This window comes from Enterobacter sp. BNK-18, from assembly GCF_047456135.1.
Lineage (GTDB): Bacteria > Pseudomonadota > Gammaproteobacteria > Enterobacterales > Enterobacteriaceae > Enterobacter > Enterobacter ludwigii.
Genome location: NZ_CP179899.1, coordinates 990,616 through 1,013,890, shown reverse-complemented (window position 1 = coordinate 1,013,890; position 23,275 = coordinate 990,616). Strand labels below are relative to the sequence as shown.

27 protein-coding genes are annotated in these 23,275 nt (G+C 53.7%); 15 read left to right on the top strand and 12 right to left on the bottom strand.

What is annotated here, in order from left to right:
• Positions 1 to 43: 43 nt before the first annotated feature.
• Positions 44 to 595 carry an NAD(P)H nitroreductase gene (locus ACMGG3_RS04835; protein ID WP_014169648.1) on the bottom strand — a complete coding sequence of 184 codons (552 nt, stop codon included), beginning with the start codon at positions 593 to 595 and terminating at the stop codon, positions 44 to 46.
• Between the two features lie 167 nt (positions 596 to 762).
• Here ACMGG3_RS04835 and sppA point away from each other — a divergent pair, with 167 nt between their 5' ends.
• The 4 genes from sppA (at position 763) to ACMGG3_RS04815 (ending at position 5,780) form a co-directional block, all read left to right on the top strand.
• A complete protein-coding gene (gene sppA / locus ACMGG3_RS04830; RefSeq protein ID WP_014169647.1) occupies positions 763 to 2,619 on the top strand; it encodes a signal peptide peptidase SppA in 1,857 nt (618 codons plus the stop codon).
• A 63-nt stretch (positions 2,620 to 2,682) separates the two neighbouring features.
• A complete protein-coding gene (gene ansA, locus ACMGG3_RS04825; protein ID WP_020884438.1) occupies positions 2,683 to 3,699 on the top strand; it encodes an asparaginase in 1,017 nt (338 codons plus the stop codon).
• Positions 3,700 to 3,708: 9 nt separating this feature from the next.
• Positions 3,709 to 4,350 carry a bifunctional nicotinamidase/pyrazinamidase gene (gene pncA, locus ACMGG3_RS04820; protein ID WP_044866610.1) on the top strand — a complete coding sequence of 214 codons (642 nt, stop codon included), beginning with the start codon at positions 3,709 to 3,711 and terminating at the stop codon, positions 4,348 to 4,350.
• 170 nt (positions 4,351 to 4,520) lie between these two features.
• On the top strand, positions 4,521 to 5,780 hold the full coding sequence (locus ACMGG3_RS04815; protein ID WP_333176923.1) for a glycoside hydrolase family 18 protein: 1,260 nt from the start codon (positions 4,521 to 4,523) through the stop codon (positions 5,778 to 5,780).
• Positions 5,781 to 5,835: 55 nt separating this feature from the next.
• Here the strand turns inward: ACMGG3_RS04815 and ACMGG3_RS04810 are convergent, their stop codons facing one another.
• A complete protein-coding gene (locus ACMGG3_RS04810; RefSeq protein ID WP_153852331.1) occupies positions 5,836 to 6,099 on the bottom strand; it encodes a YeaC family protein in 264 nt (87 codons plus the stop codon).
• Between the two features lie 56 nt (positions 6,100 to 6,155).
• On the bottom strand, positions 6,156 to 6,569 hold the full coding sequence (gene msrB, locus ACMGG3_RS04805) for a peptide-methionine (R)-S-oxide reductase MsrB (protein ID WP_020884441.1): 414 nt from the start codon (positions 6,567 to 6,569) through the stop codon (positions 6,156 to 6,158).
• Positions 6,570 to 6,910: 341 nt separating this feature from the next.
• On the opposite strand from msrB, the gene gapA reads away from it, so the two are divergent.
• Together gapA and ACMGG3_RS04795 are read left to right on the top strand one after the other, a co-directional pair.
• Positions 6,911 to 7,906: a glyceraldehyde-3-phosphate dehydrogenase gene (gene gapA / locus ACMGG3_RS04800; protein WP_020884442.1), complete on the top strand. Its 996-nt coding sequence runs from the start codon at positions 6,911 to 6,913 to the stop codon at positions 7,904 to 7,906.
• Positions 7,907 to 7,980: 74 nt separating this feature from the next.
• Positions 7,981 to 8,865: a D-hexose-6-phosphate mutarotase gene (locus tag ACMGG3_RS04795; protein ID WP_063156113.1), complete on the top strand. Its 885-nt coding sequence runs from the start codon at positions 7,981 to 7,983 to the stop codon at positions 8,863 to 8,865.
• Positions 8,866 to 8,912: 47 nt separating this feature from the next.
• On the opposite strand, the gene ACMGG3_RS04790 is transcribed toward ACMGG3_RS04795, so the two are convergent.
• Both ACMGG3_RS04790 and ACMGG3_RS04785 read right to left on the bottom strand, forming a co-directional pair.
• The gene (locus ACMGG3_RS04790; RefSeq protein ID WP_414149638.1) at positions 8,913 to 9,767 is read right to left on the bottom strand and encodes an aldo/keto reductase; all 855 of its coding nucleotides are present in this window, start codon (positions 9,765 to 9,767) and stop codon (positions 8,913 to 8,915) included.
• Between the two features lie 91 nt (positions 9,768 to 9,858).
• Positions 9,859 to 10,608 carry a MipA/OmpV family protein gene (locus ACMGG3_RS04785; RefSeq protein WP_014169638.1) on the bottom strand — a complete coding sequence of 250 codons (750 nt, stop codon included), beginning with the start codon at positions 10,606 to 10,608 and terminating at the stop codon, positions 9,859 to 9,861.
• A 432-nt stretch (positions 10,609 to 11,040) separates the two neighbouring features.
• On the opposite strand from ACMGG3_RS04785, the gene yeaG reads away from it, so the two are divergent.
• From yeaG to ACMGG3_RS04770, 3 genes are all read left to right on the top strand, one after another.
• Entirely contained in the window at positions 11,041 to 12,975 is a 1,935-nt protein-coding gene (gene yeaG, locus ACMGG3_RS04780) for a protein kinase YeaG (protein WP_014169637.1), read from the top strand.
• A 99-nt stretch (positions 12,976 to 13,074) separates the two neighbouring features.
• On the top strand, positions 13,075 to 14,358 hold the full coding sequence (locus ACMGG3_RS04775) for a YeaH/YhbH family protein (RefSeq protein ID WP_014883442.1): 1,284 nt from the start codon (positions 13,075 to 13,077) through the stop codon (positions 14,356 to 14,358).
• Between the two features lie 114 nt (positions 14,359 to 14,472).
• Complete coding sequence (locus tag ACMGG3_RS04770; protein WP_014169635.1) at positions 14,473 to 14,973, top strand: YbaK/prolyl-tRNA synthetase associated domain-containing protein; 501 nt, start codon at positions 14,473 to 14,475, stop codon at positions 14,971 to 14,973.
• A gap of 20 nt (positions 14,974 to 14,993) precedes the next feature.
• Here ACMGG3_RS04770 and yoaI read toward each other — a convergent pair whose 3' ends face one another.
• Positions 14,994 to 15,098 (bottom strand): small membrane protein YoaI, encoded by a 105-nt coding sequence (yoaI, locus tag ACMGG3_RS04765; RefSeq protein WP_014169634.1) that lies wholly within the window; start codon positions 15,096 to 15,098, stop codon positions 14,994 to 14,996.
• Between the two features lie 145 nt (positions 15,099 to 15,243).
• Here yoaI and ACMGG3_RS04760 point away from each other — a divergent pair, with 145 nt between their 5' ends.
• Positions 15,244 to 15,690, top strand: coding sequence for a DUF441 domain-containing protein (locus ACMGG3_RS04760; RefSeq protein ID WP_014169633.1), 447 nt, complete (start codon positions 15,244 to 15,246; stop codon positions 15,688 to 15,690).
• On the opposite strand, the gene ACMGG3_RS04755 is transcribed toward ACMGG3_RS04760, so the two are convergent.
• Positions 15,674 to 16,465 carry an AraC family transcriptional regulator gene (locus ACMGG3_RS04755; protein ID WP_014169632.1) on the bottom strand — a complete coding sequence of 264 codons (792 nt, stop codon included), beginning with the start codon at positions 16,463 to 16,465 and terminating at the stop codon, positions 15,674 to 15,676. The two genes, ACMGG3_RS04760 and ACMGG3_RS04755, sit on opposite strands and share 17 nt — an antisense overlap.
• A 99-nt stretch (positions 16,466 to 16,564) precedes the next feature.
• On the opposite strand from ACMGG3_RS04755, the gene ACMGG3_RS04750 reads away from it, so the two are divergent.
• Positions 16,565 to 17,752 carry a CynX/NimT family MFS transporter gene (locus tag ACMGG3_RS04750; protein ID WP_014169631.1) on the top strand — a complete coding sequence of 396 codons (1,188 nt, stop codon included), beginning with the start codon at positions 16,565 to 16,567 and terminating at the stop codon, positions 17,750 to 17,752.
• A gap of 30 nt (positions 17,753 to 17,782) precedes the next feature.
• Here the strand turns inward: ACMGG3_RS04750 and ACMGG3_RS04745 are convergent, their stop codons facing one another.
• On the bottom strand, positions 17,783 to 18,490 hold the full coding sequence (locus tag ACMGG3_RS04745) for a CTP synthase (RefSeq protein ID WP_414149637.1): 708 nt from the start codon (positions 18,488 to 18,490) through the stop codon (positions 17,783 to 17,785).
• A gap of 151 nt (positions 18,491 to 18,641) precedes the next feature.
• Here ACMGG3_RS04745 and ACMGG3_RS04740 point away from each other — a divergent pair, with 151 nt between their 5' ends.
• Positions 18,642 to 18,986 (top strand): DUF488 domain-containing protein, encoded by a 345-nt coding sequence (locus ACMGG3_RS04740; RefSeq protein WP_014169629.1) that lies wholly within the window; start codon positions 18,642 to 18,644, stop codon positions 18,984 to 18,986.
• On the opposite strand, the gene ACMGG3_RS04735 is transcribed toward ACMGG3_RS04740, so the two are convergent.
• Complete coding sequence (locus tag ACMGG3_RS04735) at positions 18,987 to 19,292, bottom strand: hypothetical protein (RefSeq protein WP_014169628.1); 306 nt, start codon at positions 19,290 to 19,292, stop codon at positions 18,987 to 18,989. It lies immediately after the preceding gene.
• A gap of 80 nt (positions 19,293 to 19,372) precedes the next feature.
• Positions 19,373 to 19,627 (bottom strand): DUF333 domain-containing protein, encoded by a 255-nt coding sequence (locus ACMGG3_RS04730; RefSeq protein ID WP_414149636.1) that lies wholly within the window; start codon positions 19,625 to 19,627, stop codon positions 19,373 to 19,375.
• Positions 19,628 to 19,931: 304 nt separating this feature from the next.
• Between ACMGG3_RS04730 and ACMGG3_RS04725 the strand changes: the two genes are divergently transcribed.
• The 3 genes from ACMGG3_RS04725 to yoaJ are packed head-to-tail and all read left to right on the top strand — an operon-like array spanning position 19,932 to position 21,179.
• Positions 19,932 to 20,960 (top strand): diguanylate cyclase domain-containing protein, encoded by a 1,029-nt coding sequence (locus ACMGG3_RS04725; RefSeq protein ID WP_414149635.1) that lies wholly within the window; start codon positions 19,932 to 19,934, stop codon positions 20,958 to 20,960.
• 45 nt (positions 20,961 to 21,005) lie between these two features.
• A complete protein-coding gene (locus tag ACMGG3_RS04720) occupies positions 21,006 to 21,104 on the top strand; it encodes a YoaK family small membrane protein (protein ID WP_014883431.1) in 99 nt (32 codons plus the stop codon).
• Positions 21,105 to 21,179, top strand: a complete 75-nt coding sequence (gene yoaJ / locus ACMGG3_RS04715) for a protein YoaJ (RefSeq protein WP_071605476.1) — start codon at positions 21,105 to 21,107, stop codon at positions 21,177 to 21,179.
• Between the two features lie 54 nt (positions 21,180 to 21,233).
• Here yoaJ and ACMGG3_RS04710 read toward each other — a convergent pair whose 3' ends face one another.
• Together ACMGG3_RS04710 and ACMGG3_RS04705 are read right to left on the bottom strand one after the other, a co-directional pair.
• Positions 21,234 to 21,482 carry a GlsB/YeaQ/YmgE family stress response membrane protein gene (locus tag ACMGG3_RS04710; protein WP_006174788.1) on the bottom strand — a complete coding sequence of 83 codons (249 nt, stop codon included), beginning with the start codon at positions 21,480 to 21,482 and terminating at the stop codon, positions 21,234 to 21,236.
• A 276-nt stretch (positions 21,483 to 21,758) separates the two neighbouring features.
• Entirely contained in the window at positions 21,759 to 23,231 is a 1,473-nt protein-coding gene (locus ACMGG3_RS04705; protein WP_032679672.1) for a sensor domain-containing diguanylate cyclase, read from the bottom strand.
• Positions 23,232 to 23,275: the final 44 nt, after the last annotated feature.

Here is a 23,275-nt window from a genome sequence, read left to right as displayed (position 1 = left end):
TCTGCGGCAGATGCTCAGAATCCAGACAGTTTAGCGCGCGTTATCAGAAACGGCTGACGAAAGGCGTGGTGTCCGGCACATTAATGGTGGCGGAGGCTTTAAGCTGAGGCGTGCCGAGATAGAGGAAGCCGACAATTTTATCATGTTCGCCACAGGCGAATCCGTCGCGAACCGGCTGGCTGTTGGTCAGCGGCCCTGTGCGCCAGATACCGTTAAACCCTTGCGCCACGGCGGCCATTTGCATTGCCATGACGGCACAGCCTGCAGACATTTCCTGCTCCCAGACCGGCACTTTGTGGTCGGCCTGACATTTCGCCACGACAGCGATGATCATCGGCGCACGGAATGGTGCACTGCGGGCTTTCTCAATACCCTTCTCATCCTGACCTGCGGCAACCGCCCCCTGCTCCAGTATCTGACTGAAACGATCGCGGCCTTCACCTTCAATCACAAAGAAGTGCCATGGCTGCAGCGTACCATGATCCGGTGCACGCAGGCCGGCACGCAGAATATTCTCCAGTTGCTCCCCTGCCGGCGCCGGCTCGGTGAGACGTGAAGCGCTACGGCGGTTAACAAGCAGTTCAAGTGCGTCCATTGGTTAACTCCTTTCTTGAAATTTACTCACAAAATTAACACGGCGGCAGATTTTGTTACAGCGTAGCAGGCGATTCCTGCTGACAAGTGACGGTTGGGTCATTACGATAACCGCACATTGCCGTCCCGTGGCGACGGAAACAGTCATTTTCTGGTTAGGGAGAATACATGCGAACCCTTTGGCGAATCATTGCCGGTTTCTTTAAATGGACGTGGCGACTGCTCAACTTCGTCCGCAACCTGGTGATGAATATCTTCTTCATCCTCCTGGTTCTGGTTTGCGCAGGCGTCTGGATGCATATCAGCAACGCAAATCAGGCGCAGCATTCGACTCGCGGGGCGCTGTTACTTGATATCACGGGCGTCATCGTCGATAAGCCGTCCACCAGCAATCGTCTGGGCGTTATTGGCCGTCAGCTGTTTGGCGCGACATCAGACCGTCTTCAGGAAAACTCCCTGTTCGATATCGTCGACACCATTCGTCAGGCAAAAGATGACCGCAACATTACCGGCATCGTGCTGGATCTGAAAGATTTTGCCGGCGGCGACCAGCCTTCAATGCAATACATTGGTAAAGCGCTGCGCGAATTCCGCGACAGCGGCAAGCCGGTGATTGCGGTCGGGGACAGCTACAGCCAGGGGCAGTATTATCTGGCCAGCTTCGCCAATAAAATCTGGCTCTCCCCGCAGGGTACGGTCGATCTGCATGGCTTTGCCACTAACGGTCTGTATTACAAATCGCTGCTCGACAAACTGAAAGTCACCACCCACGTCTTCCGCGTCGGAACCTATAAATCCGCCGTGGAGCCGTTTATTCGTGATGATATGTCCCCTGCGGCCCGTGAAGCGGACAGCCGCTGGATTGGTGAGCTGTGGCAAAACTATCTGAGCACCGTGGCCGCTAACCGCCAGATAACCGCTGAACAGGTGTTCCCTGGCGCGCAGGGCGTGCTGGAAGGCCTGCGCAAGGTTGATGGTGATACCGCAAAATATGCGCTGGATAACAAACTGGTCGATGCGCTGGGCACCAGCGCGGATATCGAAAAATCACTGAGCAAACAGTTTGGCTGGAGCAAAGAGGATAAAAACTTCAGCGCTATCAGCATGTACGATTATGCGACCAAAAAGCCGGATGACAGCGGTGACAGCGTCGCGGTGGTCTTTGCTAATGGTGCCATCATGGACGGCGAGGAAACGCCGGGTAACGTGGGCGGCGATACCACCGCATCGCAAATCCGTGATGCTCGCCTTGATCCGAAAGTGAAGGCGATCGTACTGCGCGTAAACAGCCCTGGCGGCAGCGTCAGCGCTTCTGAAGTGATCCGCGCTGAACTTGCCGCGGCACGTGCAGCCGGCAAGCCGGTAGTGGTGTCGATGGGTGGAATGGCGGCCTCGGGCGGTTACTGGATTTCAACCCCGGCTAACTACATCGTCGCCAACCCGAGCACGCTGACCGGCTCGATTGGCATCTTTGGGGTGATTAACACCGTGGAAAACAGCCTGGATTATCTGGGCGTCCATACCGATGGCGTTGCCACTTCACCGCTGGCGGATGTGTCGGTCACCAAATCGCTGCCGCCTGAAGTCTCTGAGATGATGCAGCTCAGTATCGAGAACGGCTACAAGCGCTTTATTACGCTGGTGGCAGAGTCCCGTAAAAAGACACCGCAACAGATCGACGACATTGCGCAGGGCCACGTCTGGACCGGCCAGGATGCGAAGAATAATGGTCTGGTAGACAGCCTGGGCGACTTTGATGACGCGGTGAAGAAAGCCGCCGAACTGGCGAAGCTCAAGCAGTGGCACGTTGAGTATTACCAGGACGAGCCGTCGTTCTTTGACCTGGTGATGAACAGCATGTCCGGCTCCGTGCGTGCCATGCTGCCTGAGGCGCTGCAGGCGTATCTGCCTGCGCCAGTCGCGACGGCGGCTAAAGCGATGAAAGCGGAAAGCGACAAACTGGCGGCCTTTAACGATCCACAAAGCCGTTACGCGTTTTGTCTGACCTGTGCAAACGTCCGTTAAACACCGTCCCCTCTTCCCGTGAAGAGGGGATTTTTTTCTTTTGAAGAACAAGAACTCACTACCATGCAGAAGAAATCGATTTATGTAGCCTACACTGGCGGTACCATCGGTATGCAGCGCTCTGAAAACGGCTATATCCCGGTCTCCGGCCACCTTCAGCGCCAGCTCGCGCTGATGCCTGAATTCCACCGTCCTGAAATGCCTGACTTCACCATCCACGAATACGAGCCGCTGATGGACTCCTCCGATATGACGCCGGAAGACTGGCAGCATATCGCGGACGACATTAAAGCCCATTACGACCAGTACGACGGCTTTGTGATCCTGCATGGTACCGACACAATGGCGTTTACCGCCTCGGCACTCTCCTTCATGCTGGAGAATCTGGGCAAGCCCGTCATCGTCACCGGCTCGCAAATTCCGCTGGCGGAGCTGCGTTCTGACGGGCAGATCAACCTGCTCAACTCCCTGTATGTGGCAGCGAATTACCCGATTAACGAAGTGTCGCTGTTCTTCAACAACCGACTGTATCGCGGCAACCGGACCACGAAGGCGCACGCCGATGGTTTTGACGCTTTCGCCTCACCGAACCTGCAGCCGCTGCTGGAGGCGGGCATCCATATTCGTCGTCTGGGCACCCCGCCTGCGCCGAGCACGGCGGGCGAACTGATTGTTCATCCGATCACGCCGCAACCGATTGGCGTGGTAACGATTTACCCGGGTATCTCTGCAGATGTGGTGCGTAACTTCCTGCGCCAGCCGGTGAAAGCGCTGATCCTGCGCTCTTACGGCGTGGGCAATGCCCCGCAGAACGGCGAGTTCCTGAAAGAGCTGCAGGAAGCGAGCGAGCGCGGGATCGTGGTGGTTAACCTGACGCAATGCATGTCCGGTAAAGTCAACATGGGCGGTTACGCCACCGGTAACGCCCTCGCGCATGCAGGCGTTATCAGCGGATTCGATATGACCGTTGAAGCTACGCTGACTAAACTTCACTATTTACTGAGTCAGGATCTGGACATTCAGTCCATCCGCAGCGCGATGATGCAAAACCTGCGCGGCGAACTGACGCCGGACGAATAAGGAGACACCATGACGCAACGCGCCCTGTTACTGGTCGATTTGCAAAATGATTTCTGTGCGGGCGGCGCACTGGCCGTCGCTGAAGGTGACAGCACCGTAGACGTGGCGAATACGCTGATTGAGTGGTGCAAAACGCGGGGTGAGGCGGTTGTCGCAAGCCAGGACTGGCACCCGGCTGACCACGGCAGTTTTGCCAGCCAGCACGGCGTTGAGCCCTTCACGCACGGTGAACTTGACGGCCTGGCACAAACCTTCTGGCCGGATCACTGCGTGCAGCAGACGGAAGGCGCGCAGCTGCATCCGCTGCTGAATCAGAAGGCCATCGACGCGGTGTTTCATAAAGGGGAAAATCCGTCTATCGACAGCTACAGCGCCTTCTTTGATAACGGACATCGCCAGAAAACGGCGCTGGACGGGTGGTTACGCCATCACGAAATCACCGAACTGATTGTGCTGGGTCTGGCGACGGATTACTGCGTGAAGTTCACCGTGCTGGACGCCCTCCAGCTAGGCTATACCGTCAGCGTCATCACCGACGGCTGTCGCGGGGTGAATATTCAACCGCAGGACAGCGCACAGGCGTTTATGGATATGGCCGCGGAAGGCGCCACCCTGTATACCCTGGAAGACTGGCTGGAAACGCACGCCTGACCTTCTCGCCGGGCAAGCCACAGTGCTGCCCGGCACGCCCCGTCTCATTCCCCATAAAGTGAACTCCCTCGCATCACCAGCGAAGCGGCAATGCTATTCTCTTCAGGCTGTTTTTTCGCCACGCCTTTTCCGTGGCGTGGTTATTTTTGTTAAGTCAAAGAGGAACTTGTATGAAACGTTTGCCTTTGCTGGCAGCATTACCCCTGCTTTGCGCGTCAGTGGCTTCCGCCACTCCCCTGATGTCTGTGGGATATTTTAATGGCGGTGGCGATGTCACCGCCGGTCCCGGTGGCGATATCAATACGCTCGACGTTCGTCAGATTACCCACCTGAACTACTCATTTGGTCTGGTCTATAACGATGAGAAAGACGAAACCCATGCTGCGCTGAAAGATCCGGCGAAACTTCATCAGATCTGGCTGTCGCCAAAAGTCGCCGCCGATCTGGCGCTAATCCCGACGCTGCGTAAGCAAAATCCAGACCTGAAAGTGCTGCTCTCCGTGGGCGGATGGGGTGCGCGTGGCTTCTCCGGCGCAGCCGCGACCCAAGAGAGCCGTGCGGTGTTTATCCGCTCGGCTCAGGAGATTGTCGAAAAATATGCACTCGACGGCATCGATCTTGACTGGGAATACCCGGTAAATGGCGCATGGGGACTGGTGGCCAGCACGCCAGCCGATCGCGATAACTTCACCGCACTGCTGAAAGAATTGCGCACCGCCTTCGGCCATAAAAAGCTGGTCACCATCGCGGTGGGGGCAAATGCAGAAAGTCCGAAAAGCTGGGTGGATGTAAAGGCCATTGCCCCGCTGCTCGACTACATCAACCTGATGACCTACGACATGGCGTATGGCACACAGTATTTCAACGCCAATCTGTATGACTCCAGCGACTGGCCAACGGTGGCCGCCGCAGACAAATACAGCGTGGATTTTGTGGTGAACAACTATCTGGCGGCCGGGCTGAAGCCGCAGCAGATGAACCTCGGGATTGGTTTTTACGGCCGCGTGCCGAAACGCGCCGTGGAGCCCGGTATTGACTGGACAAAACCCGATGCGCAAAACCATCCGGTGACCCAGCCCTACTTTGGGCCTCAGGAGACCGGCTTGTTCGCGTCACTGGGTTACGACCTGACCAAAGATACGTATGTGAAGTACAACGATATTGTGAAAAAGCTCTTAAACGATCCGCAGAAGCGTTTTACCGAACACTGGGACGAACGGGCGCAAGTGCCGTGGCTTTCAGTGAATGCGGCGGACGGCAAGGCGCTGTTTGCCCTTTCCTATGAGAACCCGCGTTCCGTCGCCATCAAAGCGGATTACATCAAGGAGAAAGGTCTCGCCGGGGCGATGTTCTGGGAGTACGGCGCGGATGACAATAACCAGTTAGCGAAACAGCTGGCGGAGTCGCTGGGAATTAAACCCAAAGAGTAAGATAAGCACGCCCTCTCTCCTGAGAGAGGGCGCTGGCAGGACAGCCGCCCCACCGTTACTGCATCTTTATCGTCGCGATCGGCTTTGGCGTGATACCAAAGTCCTCTTTCAGCTCGCGCTTGCTCTTCATCACCATCTGGCCTTGAGTGTCGATAGTCATGTGTTGCGCGTCGGTATTGTTACGCGCCTGCCAGAGCATCACCAGTTGCAGACTGTTCTCTTTTTGCTCCGGCGTGAGCGCGACACCGTCCGGCCATTTGCCCAGTTCAACAGCAGTCACCAGGCGCTGATACACCTCCGGCGTCATACCGCTAATCATGTCATCAATATTCACGATCTCTCCCTTTCAAAGGAATAATTTGCTGAATCGTTTTTTCAACCTTTGATCTGGTCACCGTTTTCATCATCGGTGAAGCTCATCGACGCTGAATTCACACAGAAACGCTCACCCGTCGGTTGAGGGCCATCCGGGAAGACGTGTCCAAGGTGGGCGTCACAGGTTCCGCAACGAATTTCAGTTCGCACCATGCCGTGCGACGTGTCGCTCAGGTAGCGGATCGCATCGTCACTAACCGGCTCATAAAAGCTTGGCCAGCCACAGCCAGAATCGAACTTCGTTTGGGAATTGAACAACGGGGCGTCACATACCAGACAGTGGTAGACACCGTCGCGCTTGTTGTGCAGTAAACGGCCGGTAAAAGGCGGTTCGGTTCCGTGATTTTGCGTCACGTAAAACTGCATTTCGGTGAGGTTTTTTTTCAAATCGTCAGGGTTACGTTGGTTCGACATATGCTTACATCTCGCTGTAGAAACAGACATCTTTTAACCCGGATTCTAACAAAACATTAACACCCTTGCGTGCACTTTTGTTCTAAACTTATGTGTCGCGAAAAGGCGGTCAGGCAATTGTGATCATGTTCACATTTTTATCCTGCGAGGACTTTAAAATGCCGCGCGCAGCCCCCATGTGGTTGCTAGCTCAAAGGGAAAGTGAGGCGAGTCAGTCGCACAAACGTTAGTCACAGGATTGATTTGTCGCAATGATTGACACGATTCCGCTTGACGCTGCGTAAGGTTTTTGTAATTTTACAGGCAACCTTTTATTCACTAACAAATAGCTGGTGGAATATATGACTATCAAAGTAGGTATCAACGGTTTTGGCCGTATCGGCCGTATTGTTTTCCGTGCTGCTCAGAAACGTTCTGACATCGAAATCGTTGGTATCAACGATCTCCTGGACGCTGAATACATGGCGTACATGCTGAAGTACGACTCAACTCACGGTCGTTTCGACGGCACCGTTGAAGTGAAAGACGGCCACCTGGTTGTTAATGGCAAAACCATCCGCGTTACTGCTGAGAAAGACCCAGCTAACCTGAAATGGAACGAAATCGGTGTTGATGTTGTAGCTGAAGCTACCGGTATCTTCCTGACCGACGAAACTGCGCGTAAACACATCACCGCAGGTGCGAAAAAAGTTGTTCTGACCGGTCCTTCTAAAGACAACACCCCAATGTTCGTTCGTGGTGCAAACTTCGAAACTTACGCTGGCCAGGACATCGTTTCTAACGCATCCTGCACCACCAACTGCCTGGCACCACTGGCGAAAGTAATCAACGACAACTTCGGCATTGTCGAAGGTCTGATGACTACCGTTCACGCGACCACCGCGACTCAGAAAACTGTTGACGGCCCGTCTCACAAAGACTGGCGTGGCGGCCGTGGCGCGGCTCAGAACATCATCCCATCCTCTACCGGTGCAGCTAAAGCTGTAGGTAAAGTACTGCCAGAACTGAATGGCAAACTGACTGGTATGGCGTTCCGCGTTCCAACTCCTAACGTATCCGTTGTTGACCTGACCGTTCGTCTGGAAAAAGCTGCTTCTTATGAAGAAATTAAGAAAGCAATCAAAGCTGCTTCCGAAGGCGCAATGAAAGGCGTTCTGGGCTACACCGAAGACGACGTTGTATCTACCGATTTCAACGGCGAAGTGTGCACTTCCGTGTTCGATGCTAAAGCAGGTATCGCACTGAACGACAACTTCGTGAAACTGGTTTCCTGGTACGACAACGAAACCGGCTACTCTAATAAAGTACTGGACCTGATCGCTCACATCTCCAAATAAGTTGAGATGAGTTCTTGATCCAAAAAGGCGACTTCGGTCGCCTTTTTTATTGTTTTTAGACAGAGGATTGCTTAATGATTAATAAAATTTTTGCACTTCCGGTAGTCGAACAACTTACCCCTGTGCTCTCCCGCCGACAGATTGATGGTGCGGATATCATCGTCGTTGACCACCCGCGCGTAAAAGCCTCCGTGGCGCTGAACGGCGCACACCTGCTCTCCTGGAAACCTGAAGGCGAAACGGAAGCACTGTGGCTGAGCGACGCGACTTCCTTTAAAAAAGGGGATGCGATTCGCGGCGGCGTGCCTATTTGCTGGCCATGGTTTGGTCCTTCCGCTGAGAAAGGCCTGCCTTCTCACGGTTTTGCCCGTAACCAGCAGTGGACGCTGAAAGCGCACAATGAAGACGATAACGGTGCGGTACTGACCTTTGAGCTGCAGGCGAATGATGAAACCCGCGCCCTGTGGCCGCACGATTTCACCCTGTACGCACGCTTCAAGCTGGGCAAAACCTGCGAAATCGAACTGGAAGCGCACGGTGAATTTGAAACCACCTCCGCCCTGCACACCTATTTCAACGTTGGTGACATCAGCGCTGTGAAGGTGAGCGGCCTTGGCGATACCTTTATCGACAAAGTGGATAACGCGAAAGAAGGAAAACTGAGCGACGGCATTCAGACGTTCCCGGACCGTACTGACCGCGTTTACCTGCATCCGGAAGCGTGCAACGTGATCCACGACAGCGCCCTGAACCGTGGTATCGAAGTGGTACACCACCATCACAGCAACGTGGTGGGCTGGAACCCAGGCCCGGCACTTTCTGTCAGTATGGCCGACGTGCCTGATGACGGTTACAAAACCTTCGTCTGTGTGGAAACGGCGTGCGTCACTGCGCCACAAAAAACCAGCGAAGAAAAACCGTCTCGCTTAGGGCAGACAATCAGTATTGTGAAGCGCTAATACGCTACCGCCCCTCGTCCTGTAAAGGAGAGGGGCATGCGTCAGGATTAAACGACATCCAGCGGGAGTTTATGGGTGGGTGGCGGGAAAGCATTATCCAGTTTGTGACGTTCTTCCGCGGTGAGAGTTATCTCCAGCGCTCCAGCGTTGGCGTTAACATGCTCAATCGAGGCCGCTTTTGGTATGGCAATAACACCCTGATGGCGGATAACCCACGCCAGCAGAATTTGGGCGGCAGTGGCGCGGTGGTTATGCGCGATGGCATTCACGACCGGATGGTTCATCAGCCCCGAACGCAGGCGCCCGGCCTGAGCCAGCGGGCAGTAAGCCATCACCGGCATCGCCTGTTGCTGAAACCAGGGAAGCAGATCAAATTCAATTCCCCGTGACGCCAGATGATAAAGCACCTGATTAGTGGCACAGGCGGAACCGCCCTCTTCACGCCACAGCGCCTGCATATCTTCATAATCCAGGTTTGAGACGCCCCAGCGGCCAATTTTACCCTGCTGCTGGAGTGTGTCCATCAGCGTAATGGTTTCATCCAGGCCATAGTTACCGCGCCAGTGCAGAAGGTAGAGATCGATATGGTCTGTCCCGAGACGTCGCAGACTGGCATCACACGCCGCCTGGCCTTTCTGACCGCCAGCGTTCCACGGGTAGACTTTTGATACCAGAAAAACGTTGTCGCGCTGGCCCTTAATGGCCTCCCCGACCACCTCTTCCGCTCCGCCTTCGGCATACATTTCAGCGGTATCAATTAACGTTAACCCCAGATCAATGCCCGCCCGCAGTGCATTCACTTCGGATTTACGCTGGCTGGCTTTTTCTCCCATATACCAGGTACCCTGTCCAATAGCCGGAAGTGGACGCCCTGCGGTAAAGGTCACGGTTTTTATGCTCATATCATCCCCTCTTTTTCGTTGCACCACACCAATGCAAACGGGGCGCAAGCGCCCCGTTTTGATGCAATGATTGCACTGTTTTAATGCGCAATCAGAACTTGTAGGACACACCGACTGAGAATATGCCCGCCCAGGACTTATCAACCATCGGGCTGTCCTTCACTTCATCGCTCAGACGCTCATAGCGCCCGGTACCGTAGACGTTCCAGTCACCGAGGAAGTTATAGCTCGCCGTCAGCTCAAGGTACGGATCCCAGCCGTCGTCCGCACTGTAGCTCTTCAGACCGCTACGACGGGATTCGTTTTTAGAAACACCATAGTAGTAGTCGTTGTAGTTCTCACTGTTATATTGCACACCGATACCCGGGGTTAGCGTTAACGCACCGTTGGTGTAGCGATAGAGCCAGGCCAGATCCCAGATAAAACCGTTGCTGTTATCCAGCGTATCCCCCGCAAGCGCGGTACGCAGGAAGCCATATTCGGTGTTATGCACATAAGAGAGTCCCGCCATCATGGTGCTCTTACGCTTGTCGAGCTGGCGAAGCGCATGGCTGTCGCTGTCACCCGGCTTGAAGTGCGTCGGATCGTAATAAGCCATGATGGAGAGCTTGTCGGCCGTATCATTCCAGAGATAGTAGCCACCGCCCAGACCGCGGAACCAGAAGTTATCGCCTTCATAGGTGACAACCGGAACTGGATAAACATCACGATCATACTGTTTGTATGGGCTGTTAATCACGCCAACGCCCGCGCCAACAGTCCACTGACTTTCCGCCGCCTGTGCGGTGCTAACAGCGGTTGCGGCAAGTACGCCCAATGCCAGAAGTTTGAGTTTGGTCACAATCCATTCTTTCCTGTAGTCAAATAATCAGCGAGAGAAGTTTAACCGCCATTGTCGTACATCCCAAAATTTTTTGCCTGCTAATCAGTCTGATTAACCCGTTATTTTCAACTTTTCAGGTGACAGCCTGCTTTCATTTATATGACTACTGAATGAAAAACGTGCTTTCACCCTAAAACAGCAGGGGAAATTTTTGGATGAGTTATTGATATGTCATTGAAATTAGATTTTATCGGCATGCAAGTTTTGCAAATGCCATCTACGCTTTAAATTAAGAAGAGTTTTTTCTGAACACCCTGCGGTTCTTAGCGTCTGACCTGGCACACAGGTTGCTGCTCTGGCAGTGAGGTGCGAGAGATTCTCTTCCGGGAGCCTCCACTACTCATACGAACGGCTCTTATCCTGTGCTAAAAAACGAAAGGACGGCATGCCATGAATATATTCGATCACTATCGCCAGCGTTATGAAGCTGCCAAGGACGAAGAGTTCACACTGCAGGAGTTTCTTACCATTTGTCGGCAAGATCGCAGTGCCTATGCCAATGCGGCAGAACGGCTATTAATGGCTATTGGTGAGCCAAACATGGTTGATACTGCCCTGGAACCTCGGCTTTCCCGTCTCTTTTCGAATCGGGTGGTCGCCCGCTACCCGGCGTTTGAAGAGTTCTATGGTATGGAAGATGCCATCGAACAGATTGTCTCCTACCTGAAGCATGCCGCCCAGGGTCTGGAAGAGAAGAAACAGATCCTTTATTTACTCGGCCCTGTGGGTGGGGGTAAATCATCACTGGCTGAACGTCTGAAATCACTGATGCAACGCGTCCCTATCTATGTGCTGAGCGCTAACGGTGAACGCAGCCCGGTGAATGACCATCCGCTGTGCCTGTTTAACCCGCAGGAAGATGCGCAAATTCTGGATAAAGAGTTTGGTATTCCGCGGCGCTATCTTGGCACCATCATGTCGCCTTGGGCGGCAAAACGCCTGCACGAGTTTGGTGGGGATATCACCAAATTCCGCGTCGTCAAGGTGTGGCCATCCATTCTGGAACAGATTGCTATCGCCAAAACTGAACCGGGGGATGAGAACAACCAGGATATCTCCGCCCTGGTGGGTAAAGTCGATATTCGTAAGCTGGAAAACTACGCGCAAAACGACCCGGATGCCTACGGTTACTCGGGTGCGCTGTGCCGCGCCAACCAGGGGATTATGGAGTTCGTCGAGATGTTTAAAGCACCGATTAAAGTGCTGCATCCGCTGCTGACGGCCACCCAGGAAGGGAACTACAACGGTACGGAAGGTATTTCCGCCCTGCCGTTTAACGGCATTATCCTCGCGCACTCAAACGAATCTGAGTGGGTCTCCTTCCGTAATAACAAAAACAATGAGGCGTTCCTTGACCGTGTCTACATCGTCAAAGTGCCTTATTGCCTGCGGATCTCCGAAGAGATCAAAATTTACGAGAAACTGCTTAACCACAGTGAGCTGGTACACGCACCTTGCGCACCAGGCACCCTGGAAACGCTGTCGCGCTTCTCCATTCTCTCGCGCCTGAAAGAGCCGGAAAACTCCAGCATCTACTCGAAAATGCGCGTGTATGACGGGGAAAGCCTGAAAGATACCGACCCGAAAGCGAAGTCTTATCAGGAGTACCGCGACTACGCCGGTGTGGACGAAGGGATGAACGGTCTGTCCACGCGTTTCGCCTTTAAGATCCTCTCCCGCGTGTTTAACTTCGACCATGCGGAAGTGGCGGCGAACCCGGTTCATCTGTTCTATGTGCTGGAGCAGCAAATTGAACGCGAGCAGTTCCCGCAGGAACAGGCTGAACGCTACCTTGAGTTCCTGAAAGGCTACCTGATCCCGAAATATGCGGAGTTCATCGGCAAAGAGATCCAGACCGCCTACCTGGAGTCTTATTCAGAGTACGGGCAGAACATTTTTGACCGTTATGTCACCTATGCTGACTTCTGGATCCAGGATCAGGAGTACCGCGACCCGGATACCGGCCAGCTGTTCGACCGGGAATCCCTGAACGCAGAGCTGGAAAAAATCGAGAAGCCGGCCGGGATCAGTAACCCGAAAGACTTCCGTAACGAGATTGTGAACTTCGTCCTGCGCGCCAGAGCGCATAACAACGGACGTAATCCGAACTGGACCAGCTACGAGAAACTGCGCACGGTAATCGAGAAGAAAATGTTCTCCAATACTGAAGAGCTGTTGCCGGTGATTTCGTTTAACACTAAAACGTCAACCGATGAACAGAAAAAGCACGACGATTTTGTCGACCGTATGATGGAGAAAGGCTACACCCGCAAACAGGTTCGCCTGCTCTGCGAATGGTATCTGCGCGTACGTAAATCGTCTTAATACAAGTACAAGTGCCCGGTAGCGCATACGCCTGCCGGGCTACAAAAATGTCCGGCACGTCCGGACACTGCAAGTTGGCAAATGCAGTACGGGGGATATATGACCTGGTTTATTGACCGTCGTCTTAACGGCAAAAACAAGAGCACGGTAAATCGCCAGCGCTTCTTGCGCCGTTATAAAGCGCAAATTAAACAGTCGATCTCCGAGGCCATCAACAAACGCTCGGTGACCGACGTCGACAGCGGCGAATCTGTCTCCATCCCCACCGATGACATCAGCGAACCGATGTTTCATCAGGGACGTGGCGGCCTGCGCCATCGCGTACACCCAGGTAATGACCACTTCGTGCAGAACGACAGAATCGAGCGCCCGCAAGGCGGCGGGGGCGGTTCAGGAAGCGGTCAGGGACAGGCCAGCCAGGACGGTGAAGGACAGGATGAGTTTGTCTTCCAGATTTCAAAAGATGAGTATCTCGACCTGCTGTTTGAGGATCTGGCGCTGCCGAATCTGAAAAAGAACCAGCATCGTCAGCTTAACGAGTACAAAACCCATCGCGCGGGATATACCGCAAACGGCGTGCCCGCCAACATCAGCGTGGTCCGTTCGCTGCAGAACTCTCTGGCGCGACGCACGGCCATGACGGCAGGTAAACGGCGCGAACTCCGCGAGCTGGAGAGCAGCCTGAAGGTGGTGGAAAATACTGAACCAGCGCAACTGCTGGAAGAGGAACGCCTGCGCAAAGAGATAGCCGAACTCCGGGCTAAAATAGACCGGGTACCGTTTATCGACACCTTCGACCTGCGCTACAAGAATTACGAAAAACGCCCCGAACCGTCGAGCCAGGCGGTCATGTTCTGTCTGATGGATGTCTCCGGTTCGATGGACCAGGCCACCAAGGATATGGCGAAGCGTTTTTATATCCTGCTCTATCTGTTCCTGAGCAGAACCTATAAGAACGTGGAAGTGGTCTATATTCGCCACCACACTCAGGCGAAAGAGGTGGATGAACATGAGTTCTTCTACTCGCAGGAGACCGGTGGCACCATCGTGTCGAGCGCTCTGAAACTGATGGATGAAGTGGTGAAAGAGCGTTACGACCCGGCGCAGTGGAACATCTATGCCGCGCAGGCATCAGATGGCGATAACTGGGCAGATGACTCCCCGCTGTGTCACGATATTCTGGCGAAGAAAATTCTGCCGGTGGTGCGTTACTACAGCTATATCGAAATTACCCGCCGTGCTCACCAGACGCTGTGGCGTGAGTATGAACATCTGCAATCGATGTTCGATAACTTTGCCATGCAGCATATCCGCGATCAGGATGATATCTATCCAGTGTTCAGGGAACTGTTCCATAAACAGTCAGCCAACAGCAATGCCTGACCCAACAGCCAGCGAATCCGCTGGCTGTTTTCTTTACGTCCTGCCTATCCCAACGGCGAAATATTCTGTGCTAAGGTTAAACGCTGCGTATTGGTATTTAACAGGTAAATCGCTATGTCTGATGACGTTAAGGGAACAACAACCCACCAGCAACTCATTACGTTGTTAACCCAGCAGGGCGCACGATTTCGCGTCATGGAGCATGACGCCGTGGGGAAATGCGAAGCGGTGAGTGAGATCCGCGGAACCGATCTGGGGCAAGGGGCAAAAGCACTGGTCTGTAAGGTGAAGGGAAACGGCGTAAAAAAACACGTTCTGGCGATCCTCGCCGCCGATCTGCAGGCCGATTTAAGCCAGCTTGCCAGCCATTTTGGGGGGATAAAAGCGTCTCTCGCAAGCCCTGCCGAAGTCGATACCCTGACCGCCTGCGTTTTTGGCGCCATTCCGCCTTTTAGCTTCCATCCCGATCTGGCACTAGTGGCCGACCCGCTCCTGTTTGAGCGTTTTGATGAAATCGCGTTTAACGCCGGTCTGCTGGAAAAATCCGTGATTATGGATACGCAGGATTATTTGCGTATCGCCCGTCCTGAGCTGGTGACGTTCCATAAAGCGTAATCGTGTAGGCTGGCATCACGTCAGCCTTTTTTTTCCAGAAAAATAACTGACGCGACCAGGATAATGGCAACAGCGAAAAACGATGAAGAAATGATCAGCGTTTCGACAAACATGTGATCGTACATTTTTGCGCCCCTTTTTCGATGCCTGCCCCTGTTTTATCCCCCGTAAATGACAGGGTTATGACAGCAGTAAAATCTTTTTAAAAACTGTCTTCAGCCGTGTTTCCGCGTAAAGTAAGCAGGCTTACTCTTTTGGCAAGGATTCCTTATGTTTGACCCGACTCTGCTCATTCTTCTGGCCCTCGCTGCGCTTGGCTTTGTCAGCCATAACACCACCGTCGCTATCTCAATTCTGGTGCTGATCATTGTGCGCGTGACCCCGTTAAACACCTTTTTCCCGTGGATAGAAAAACAAGGTCTCACCATCGGGATCATCATTCTGACCATTGGGGTGATGGCACCTATCGCCAGCGGTACGCTGCCTGCCTCGACGCTGCTGCACTCATTTGTGAACTGGAAATCGCTGATAGCGATAGCGGTAGGCGTTTTTGTCTCGTGGCTGGGCGGGCGTGGCGTTACGCTGATGAGCAGCCAGCCCTCGCTGGTAGCCGGTCTGCTGGTGGGAACCGTGCTCGGTGTGGCGCTCTTTCGTGGCGTTCCGGTGGGCCCGCTGATTGCGGCCGGGCTGGTCTCACTGTTTATCGGGAAGTCATAGTCAGGCTGGCAATATAGCGCGCTGGCGTCTGCCCCAGCCCCTTCTTAAACATCGTGATAAATGCGGTGGTGGAGTCGTACCCCAGCGACTGTGCCACCTGCTGTACCGACTTCCCCCCAATCAACAGCTGTAACGCCACAATAAGCTGCAGCTGATGCCGCCAGCGGCGAAAGCTCAGGCCCGTCTCTTTTACCACCAGGCGCGCCAGATTGCGCTCACTCATGGCGAAGTGGCTCGCCCATTGTGCCAGCGTCTGCCAGGCGGCAGGCTCTTCCGCCATCTTCTCGCTCATCAGCCGGATTTTTGGATGAGGCGAAACGGGCAGTTGCAAATGTTCCTGACGCTGCAGCGGTAGCTCGTCAAAAAGAACATCCACCAGACGCGATGTGGCAGCAAGCGAAAGCGCTTCACGTGATTTTTCCGCCAGCGATAAGATCAGTTCCCGCACCAGAGGGGAGATCTTCAGGGTGCAGCAGCGATCGGGCAAACTTACCGCTCCGGGTTCAATAAACAAAAAGCAAAGCTGGGCACCCGGCGTGGCCTTATTGCTGTGCGGCATCTGGCCAGGGATCCACACAGCATACTGGGGCGGTACCATCAGCATGGCGTTTTCCACTTCGCAGGTAATGGCTCCCCCCAGCGCCAGAATCAGCTGTCCCTTACGGTGTTGGTGTCGCGGAATGTATTGTTCCTGCGCCACCACGCGGATGCGAAACGCGACAGCCGCATCATGCTGGCTATCGGGATCGTAGCCGTCCAGTCCGAGACCAATCATCAGGTTGTCCGATATTAGCGATAAACTGTCATTTTAGCCTGATTTCAACCGTGGAGAAAATCGGTATTGTGTGCGCTCGCTTGAACGTATGAGAACACAATGACTACTGCAATTCGGGTTTCAGGAAAACAAGGCGCGCTGCTGATCGCAGGTATCCTGATGATTGCCACTACGCTTCGCGTCACTTTTACCGGAGCAGCACCGCTGCTCGATACCATTCGTCTCGATTATGGCTTGAGTACAGCGCAAACCGGTCTGCTGACCACCCTGCCTCTGCTGGCTTTCGCCCTTATTTCCCCGCTCGCCGCAGGTGTTGCCCGGCGTATCGGCATGGAGCGCAGCCTGTTTATCGCCCTGCTGCTGATTTGCGTCGGCATTGCTGTGCGCTCCCTGCCTTCCGCCCCCCTGCTTTTCATCGGTACGGCGGTGATTGGCTGCGGTATCGCACTGGGCAATGTGCTTTTGCCTGGGTTAATTAAACGTGACTTCCCGGGACAGGTTGCCAGACTCACCGGTGCGTATTCCCTGACGATGGGGATCTCCGCGGCGTTAGGTTCCGCACTGATTGTTCCGCTGGCGCAAGGGGAAGCCGGCTGGCATGGCGCCCTGCTAATGCTGATGGCCTTTCCGCTGGCTGCACTACTGCTCTGGCTGCCACAGTGGCGTCAGAAACACGTTGCGACGGTGACCGGTGCAGGCGCGTTACATAACCGCGCTATCTGGCGCTCTGCCCTCGCCTGGCAGGTCACCCTTTTTCTGGGGATTAACTCGCTGATTTACTATGTCATCATCGGCTGGCTACCGGCGATCCTGCTCAGCCACGGGTATAGCGAAGCCCAGGCGGGTTCTGTGCACGGACTCTTACAGCTGGCCACCGCCGTGCCGGGTCTCGCAGTCCCGCTGATCCTCCATCGTCTGAAGGATCAGCGAGCAATCGCCGGCGTCGTGGCGCTGTTGTGCGCGATAAGCGCAGCAGGATTGTGGTTTGCGCCGGGAATGGCGGTCATGTGGACACTGGTGTTTGGTTTTGGTACCGGGGCAACGATGATCCTTGGCCTGACTTTCATCGGGCTGCGCGCCAGCTCTGCGCATCAGGCCGCGGCCTTGTCCGGCATGGCACAGTCGGTTGGCTATCTGCTGGCCGCCTGTGGCCCGCCGTTGATGGGCAAAATTCACGATGCTGCCGGTGACTGGCGGTATCCGCTTCTGGCCTGTGCACTGGCCGCCGTGATCATGGCCGTTTGCGGTATGCTTGCCGGGCGTGACCGGGAGGTCACGCCCCGTTAGTAGAATGGCAGACCACCAGGTCTGCCTTTTTTATCCGCGCGCCGCGCGCAGCATTGCCTGTACCAGCACCACCGGTCGACCTTCCAGCGCGGCACGTTCATGCTGGAATAAAGTGATCACGAAGAACGGATGGGTCAGTAGCTCCGCGGCGCGAATTTCACCCTGCTCGTCCCAGCCGGTGACGCGCATTTCGCCACTCTCCAGCTCCCGTGCAAATTCCGGCGACACACCGTAATTGCAGTGATACCCCTCCACGATTTCCGGTTTGCCATAGGCTTTGGCGATGAGCGTATTGTTGCGCAGCTCAATTGCATCGGTTTTTTCCACCAGCGAGCAGGTTAATGGCGCAATCACCATTGTGCCTTCGGTATCCGTTTCGGCGTGCGCCGCATCGTGCCAGCCCAGCACATTACGGGCGTACTCAATCAGCGCATGCTGGAACCCGCCGCAGGTGCCGAGGAAGGGAATGCTGTTTTCGCGTGCGTAGCGTGCAGCGATAAAGGCCGCCGCTGTGTTTTTGTACGGGCTTGCGGGAACCAGCCAGATAGCGTCATAACCTACCAGATCTTCCGGGCTGGTCAGTTCCGTGGTCGCGAGCCAGTCATAATCAGCGGTGAGGTCAAGAACGGCAGCGGCGTCGTCAATTGCCAGCGGGATCGCCTGGTGCGCAATAACATCGGGATTGTAATCGCCAATTAGCGCAATGCGCAGTGTGGTTTTAGCCGGGAGGTGTTCCATGAAAGGTTCCTTATGCCTGAGTATTAGCAGATAACATAAGGAACCTCAGACTACCGATCTTCTGCAATTATCACAATACCTTAAATTGGGTGGGTAAAGACAAAGTGCTAGAGTAATACGCAGAACGTTTTGCCGCAGGTGAGGAGAAAAGATGATCCAGTGTAAACGCGTATACGAACAGGCAAGCCCGGACGATGGTTATCGGGTGCTGGTAGACAGACTCTGGCCGCGTGGCGTGAAGAAAACCGATCTCGCGTATGATGAATGGTGTAAAACGCTCACCCCGTCCAACGATTTACGCAAGGCGTTTCATAGCGAAACCCTTGATTTCAACGCCTTCAGCAAGGCGTACCGGGAAGAGCTGGCGCAGCACAAGGACGAGGGGTTGCGTCTTGCGGCGCTGGCCAGCAAGCAGACCTTAACCCTTCTCTATGGCGCGAAAGATAAGGAACACAATCACGCCCTGGTGTTAGCCGACTGGCTGCGTAATGTCTAGTCAGTCGATCATCAGTTCATCAAGGATTTGCGGCGCCGTATCCGGGGTAAGCGGCATCAGATGTTCGGCGCGAATAAACGCAAAGCCGTGCTGATTGTCAAACGCGAAGACATCACCGGTCACCAGCCAAAGCGCGCGATCCGAGGTGGCGGGTAACTGCGTCATGACGCCATTGACCGGATTAACGAAACGCTGGCCGGGCTGACACAGGCCAAACAGTTCAACAGATTTACCAATATTACGACGGCCGGACGCCGTGCGGGCACCGATGATCATCGCCATGCTGCCCGGTTTAAGCTGAAACATACTTCTCTCACGATAACGGTAGCCATCGAAAGGCTAAGAATAATCCTAAAGAGAAGTGTACCGCAGCCACTGTCCCGCTGTCACCTGGCAGGTTGCGGATGATCGCGACGATAAAGCGCCCATTCATCGATCACTTCGCCGCCGGGCAACTTGCACTCCGTGCGAACCCCTTGCGGGCTCTGAACCGGGACCTGTTCTCCGCCTTTATTCAGGCAGTAGACGGAGGCGGAATTAGCCATCCCGATAACATGGGGCGGTTTCGGGGCATCAGGCGGGGATGTTTTGGAGGTACAGGCGGCCAGCGGTAACGCCAGTGCCAGAAGCAGTAATCTCATCTCATTGATCCTTTTAACTTCATCAGACTTTAAGGGTAACGGGTCACCGCCGCTTTCTCCAAGATTTCTCCATCTTAACTGCACTTTTCCACACTACAGTGGCACGTGTTCTCAATGACCAGAGAACATCATTCCGTAATCAAGATGTCTTTGCCCCGGTCTCAACATCGGGGCTTTTTTTCTCCCCCGCTCCCCTGTGATGAATATTAAAATTTTTATATTCATGTTTTACTATGCCCGAAGTCGAAAAATTCAGCATAACATGCAGATGCAGACGTCTTCTGCATGGGAGTGAGCCTACGTCATGTCGGATATTATCCTTGCCCGTGTTTCAGAAACGCTCGCCACTGAGCAGTCCCTTGAAAGTCTCGTCCGCCAGCTGCTGGAGATGCTGGAGATTGTGACTGAAATGGAGTCCACCTACCTGACGAAGGTCGATATCAATGCGCGCCTGCAGCATATCCTCTACGCCCGCAACAGCAAGCAGATGCAGATCCCTGAGGGGCTGAGCGTTCCGTGGGGCGACACGTTGTGTAAGCGCGCCATCGAGAGTGGTACGTTGTTCAGTAACGAGGTGGCTGAGCGCTGGCCGGATTGCGATGCCGCGAAAGCCCTTGGCATTACAACCTACATGAGTATCCCTATTCACCTTGCGGATGGTTCACTCTATGGCACGCTCTGCGCCACCAGCATGGAAAAGAAACATCCCAGCGATCGCGGTGAACAAGTTTTGAAATTATTCGCCGGGTTGATTGCCCAGTATATTCAGAAAGAATCACTGGTGATCCAGCTTCGGGAAGCCAATGCGGCACTCATTGCGCACTCTTATACCGATGCCCTTACCGGATTACCAAACCGCCGCGCCATCTTCGAAGAGCTGACGACCCTGTTTTCACTGGCAAAGCACCTTAAACGCAACGCCATCATCGCGTTTATCGACCTTGATGATTTCAAGCTGATTAACGACCGTTACGGGCATGAATCAGGCGATCGGTTCCTGATTGAAGTGGGCAAACGTCTGACTGAAGAAAAACAGGCGGACGAAATAATTGGCAGGCTGGGCGGTGATGAGTTTCTGGTGGCCTCGCTTAGCCAAACCAACAGTACAGGTGAGAACACACAGATTAACCTGCTTAAAACGCGCCTCGACGCCCGTATTGCAGGAGAATACTGGCTGGGGAGCGTGAACATTATTTATCCTGGCGCCAGCTTCGGTGTGATTGAAGTTGACCCCACCGTGACCGATCCGGACAGTGCGTTACGCGCGGCTGATGTCGCGATGTATCAGCATAACAAAGGAAAAAGCAAAACGCGCTTTCTCGCGATGGATTAACCCCGTACACTCTACGGCGTTATAAAAACCGAAACAGGTGATGGTATGAGAATAGGGATCCTCTTCCCGGTCGTTATTTTTATAACGGCGGTAGTGTTTTTGGCCTGGTTTTTTGTCGGTGGTTACGCTGCTCCGGGGGCATAAATGAGAAAAACAACCCTCATTATGCTGATCGTGGCAATCGTGGCTGTTGCAGGCTCGCAGCTAGGCTGGTGGTAAACCCACCACGTAAAAAGGCCGCCATATGGCAGCCTTTTTCAACATTTATCAGGCTTAACTTTTGATTTTTCTGTAGATAAACAGAACAACCAACGCACCGATCACCGCGACAGCGAAGCTGCCGAAGTTAAAGCCATCGACCTTACCAAAGCCGAACAGCGTACTGATCCAACCGCCCACCACTGCACCGATAATCCCCAGTATTACGGTGACGATAAACCCACCGCCATCTTTGCCCGGCATAATCCACTTCGCCAGAATACCTGCAATAAGCCCAAAGATAATCCAGGATAAAATTCCCATAAGTTTCCTCTCCGTATGGTTTTTGTCATTAAATCAACGACACAAGAAAGGATAGCACAGGATTTCAGAAAGGAAATTTGTGATAAGCATCACAGTGAGAGAGTGCGCGTTTAATCATCAACAGCACCACAAGAAATGTGGGGTTGCATCTTTTGTTGAGAAAGATTATCTTTCTCAACACTGAATAGTTGAGTGAAACACTCAGGTATTCAGTACGACATTGCTCACATTGCTTCCAGTATTTCTTGCCCACTCTAGAGTGGGCTTTTTTTTTGCCTACACCGCAACAAAAGCGTGCCGGTTTCGCCCTGCACGTTTTGCCTGATAGAGCGCCTGGTCGGCGGCTATAATGATGTTCTGCTGGCTGCCCGCGATATCCACGGCACGCGCAGTGGAGATCCCGACGCTAACCGTGACCCGCCCGAAGGGACTGAAAGCATGTTCAATATGCAGCGAAAAGACATTGCGAATGATCGTCTGACCGAGGCGGAGCGCTTCCTGGATATCCGTGTCTGGCAGGATCAGTGCAAACTCTTCCCCGCCATAGCGCGCCACAACCTGGTTGTCCCGGTTGAGGCTCTCCCTGAGGCTATTTCCCAGCAGGGTTAAACAGCGGTCCCCTTCGGGATGACCATAGTTATCGTTGTATTTTTTGAAGTAGTCCACATCGACAATCAACACCGAAATCGGGGCGTCGCTGGCCGCACAGGCCGCAATTTCTGACAGAATTTTTTCATCAAAAATGCGTCGGTTGAAAAGCCCGGTTAGCGCATCTTCAGACGCAATAATCTTCAGCGCTCTGTTATCCCGTGTTTTTCTGGATAAATCGGAATAGAGGAAACAGGACGCCGCAATGAGTATCGCGGTAAAAACCAAAATGAGTACAGAAAGCTGGAGAGCCTGCTTGCGCCAGGGGGCGAGTGCTTCTTGCGTACTGACCGCCACGGTGGTGACGAGCCCGTAGCGCTTGTTCTTCTCGAAAGCATAAATGCGTTCGATTTTATCAAACCGTGAGACAGAGCTGGCGATACCCGCGTTTTGTACCTTGAGGTATGTCCTGAAGAGAGGCGAATCCGAAACAATCGCGCCGATGTAATTATTTTTAAACGGATGACGTACCAGCAACACGCCTGACTGGGTTGTTAAGCCGATCACGCCTGAGTGACCAATATTGATCTGCCCGTATAACGCCAGAAAATTTTCGATACCCAGCGTAACCACAACGACACCGTTAAACGCGCCGGTAGGGGTTTCCAGCCGACGACTAATGGTTATGACCCATTTACCATTCGTTCTGCTGACCACCGGCTGGCCAATAAAAATCTGCTGGCTCTTATTTTCTTTGTGGTAGATAAAAAACGACCTGTCCACCCCTTTCCGGGGTCCGGAAAAACTTTCATGCAGTGCCGTAAAAATATTCCCTTGCGCATCGTAAACAACCACATTATTTATCTGGATAAGAAGATTATCCTGATTGCTTATCATCCGCTGGATATTTTTGGCCTGTTGTGGGGTCATGCCATAAATTTTGATTATGTCGGAAACCGAAGTAATCAACATTTCACTTTGGCGCATGATCCCTTCGCTGTACACGTCTAAGGTATGGCTCAGGTTGGCAACGCTGGTATTTATTTGCTGGATTGACTGCTGCCTGGACGTGGTAATTTGGACGGCAAGCGACAGCGAAATGATCAATGAGACAATGATGACGGTAATAGTTGTTGTGTAAAAAGTATTTTTCACATGCACGAGCTCTTCCACCTTATCACGCCTGACATCCCTGGCTGACAACT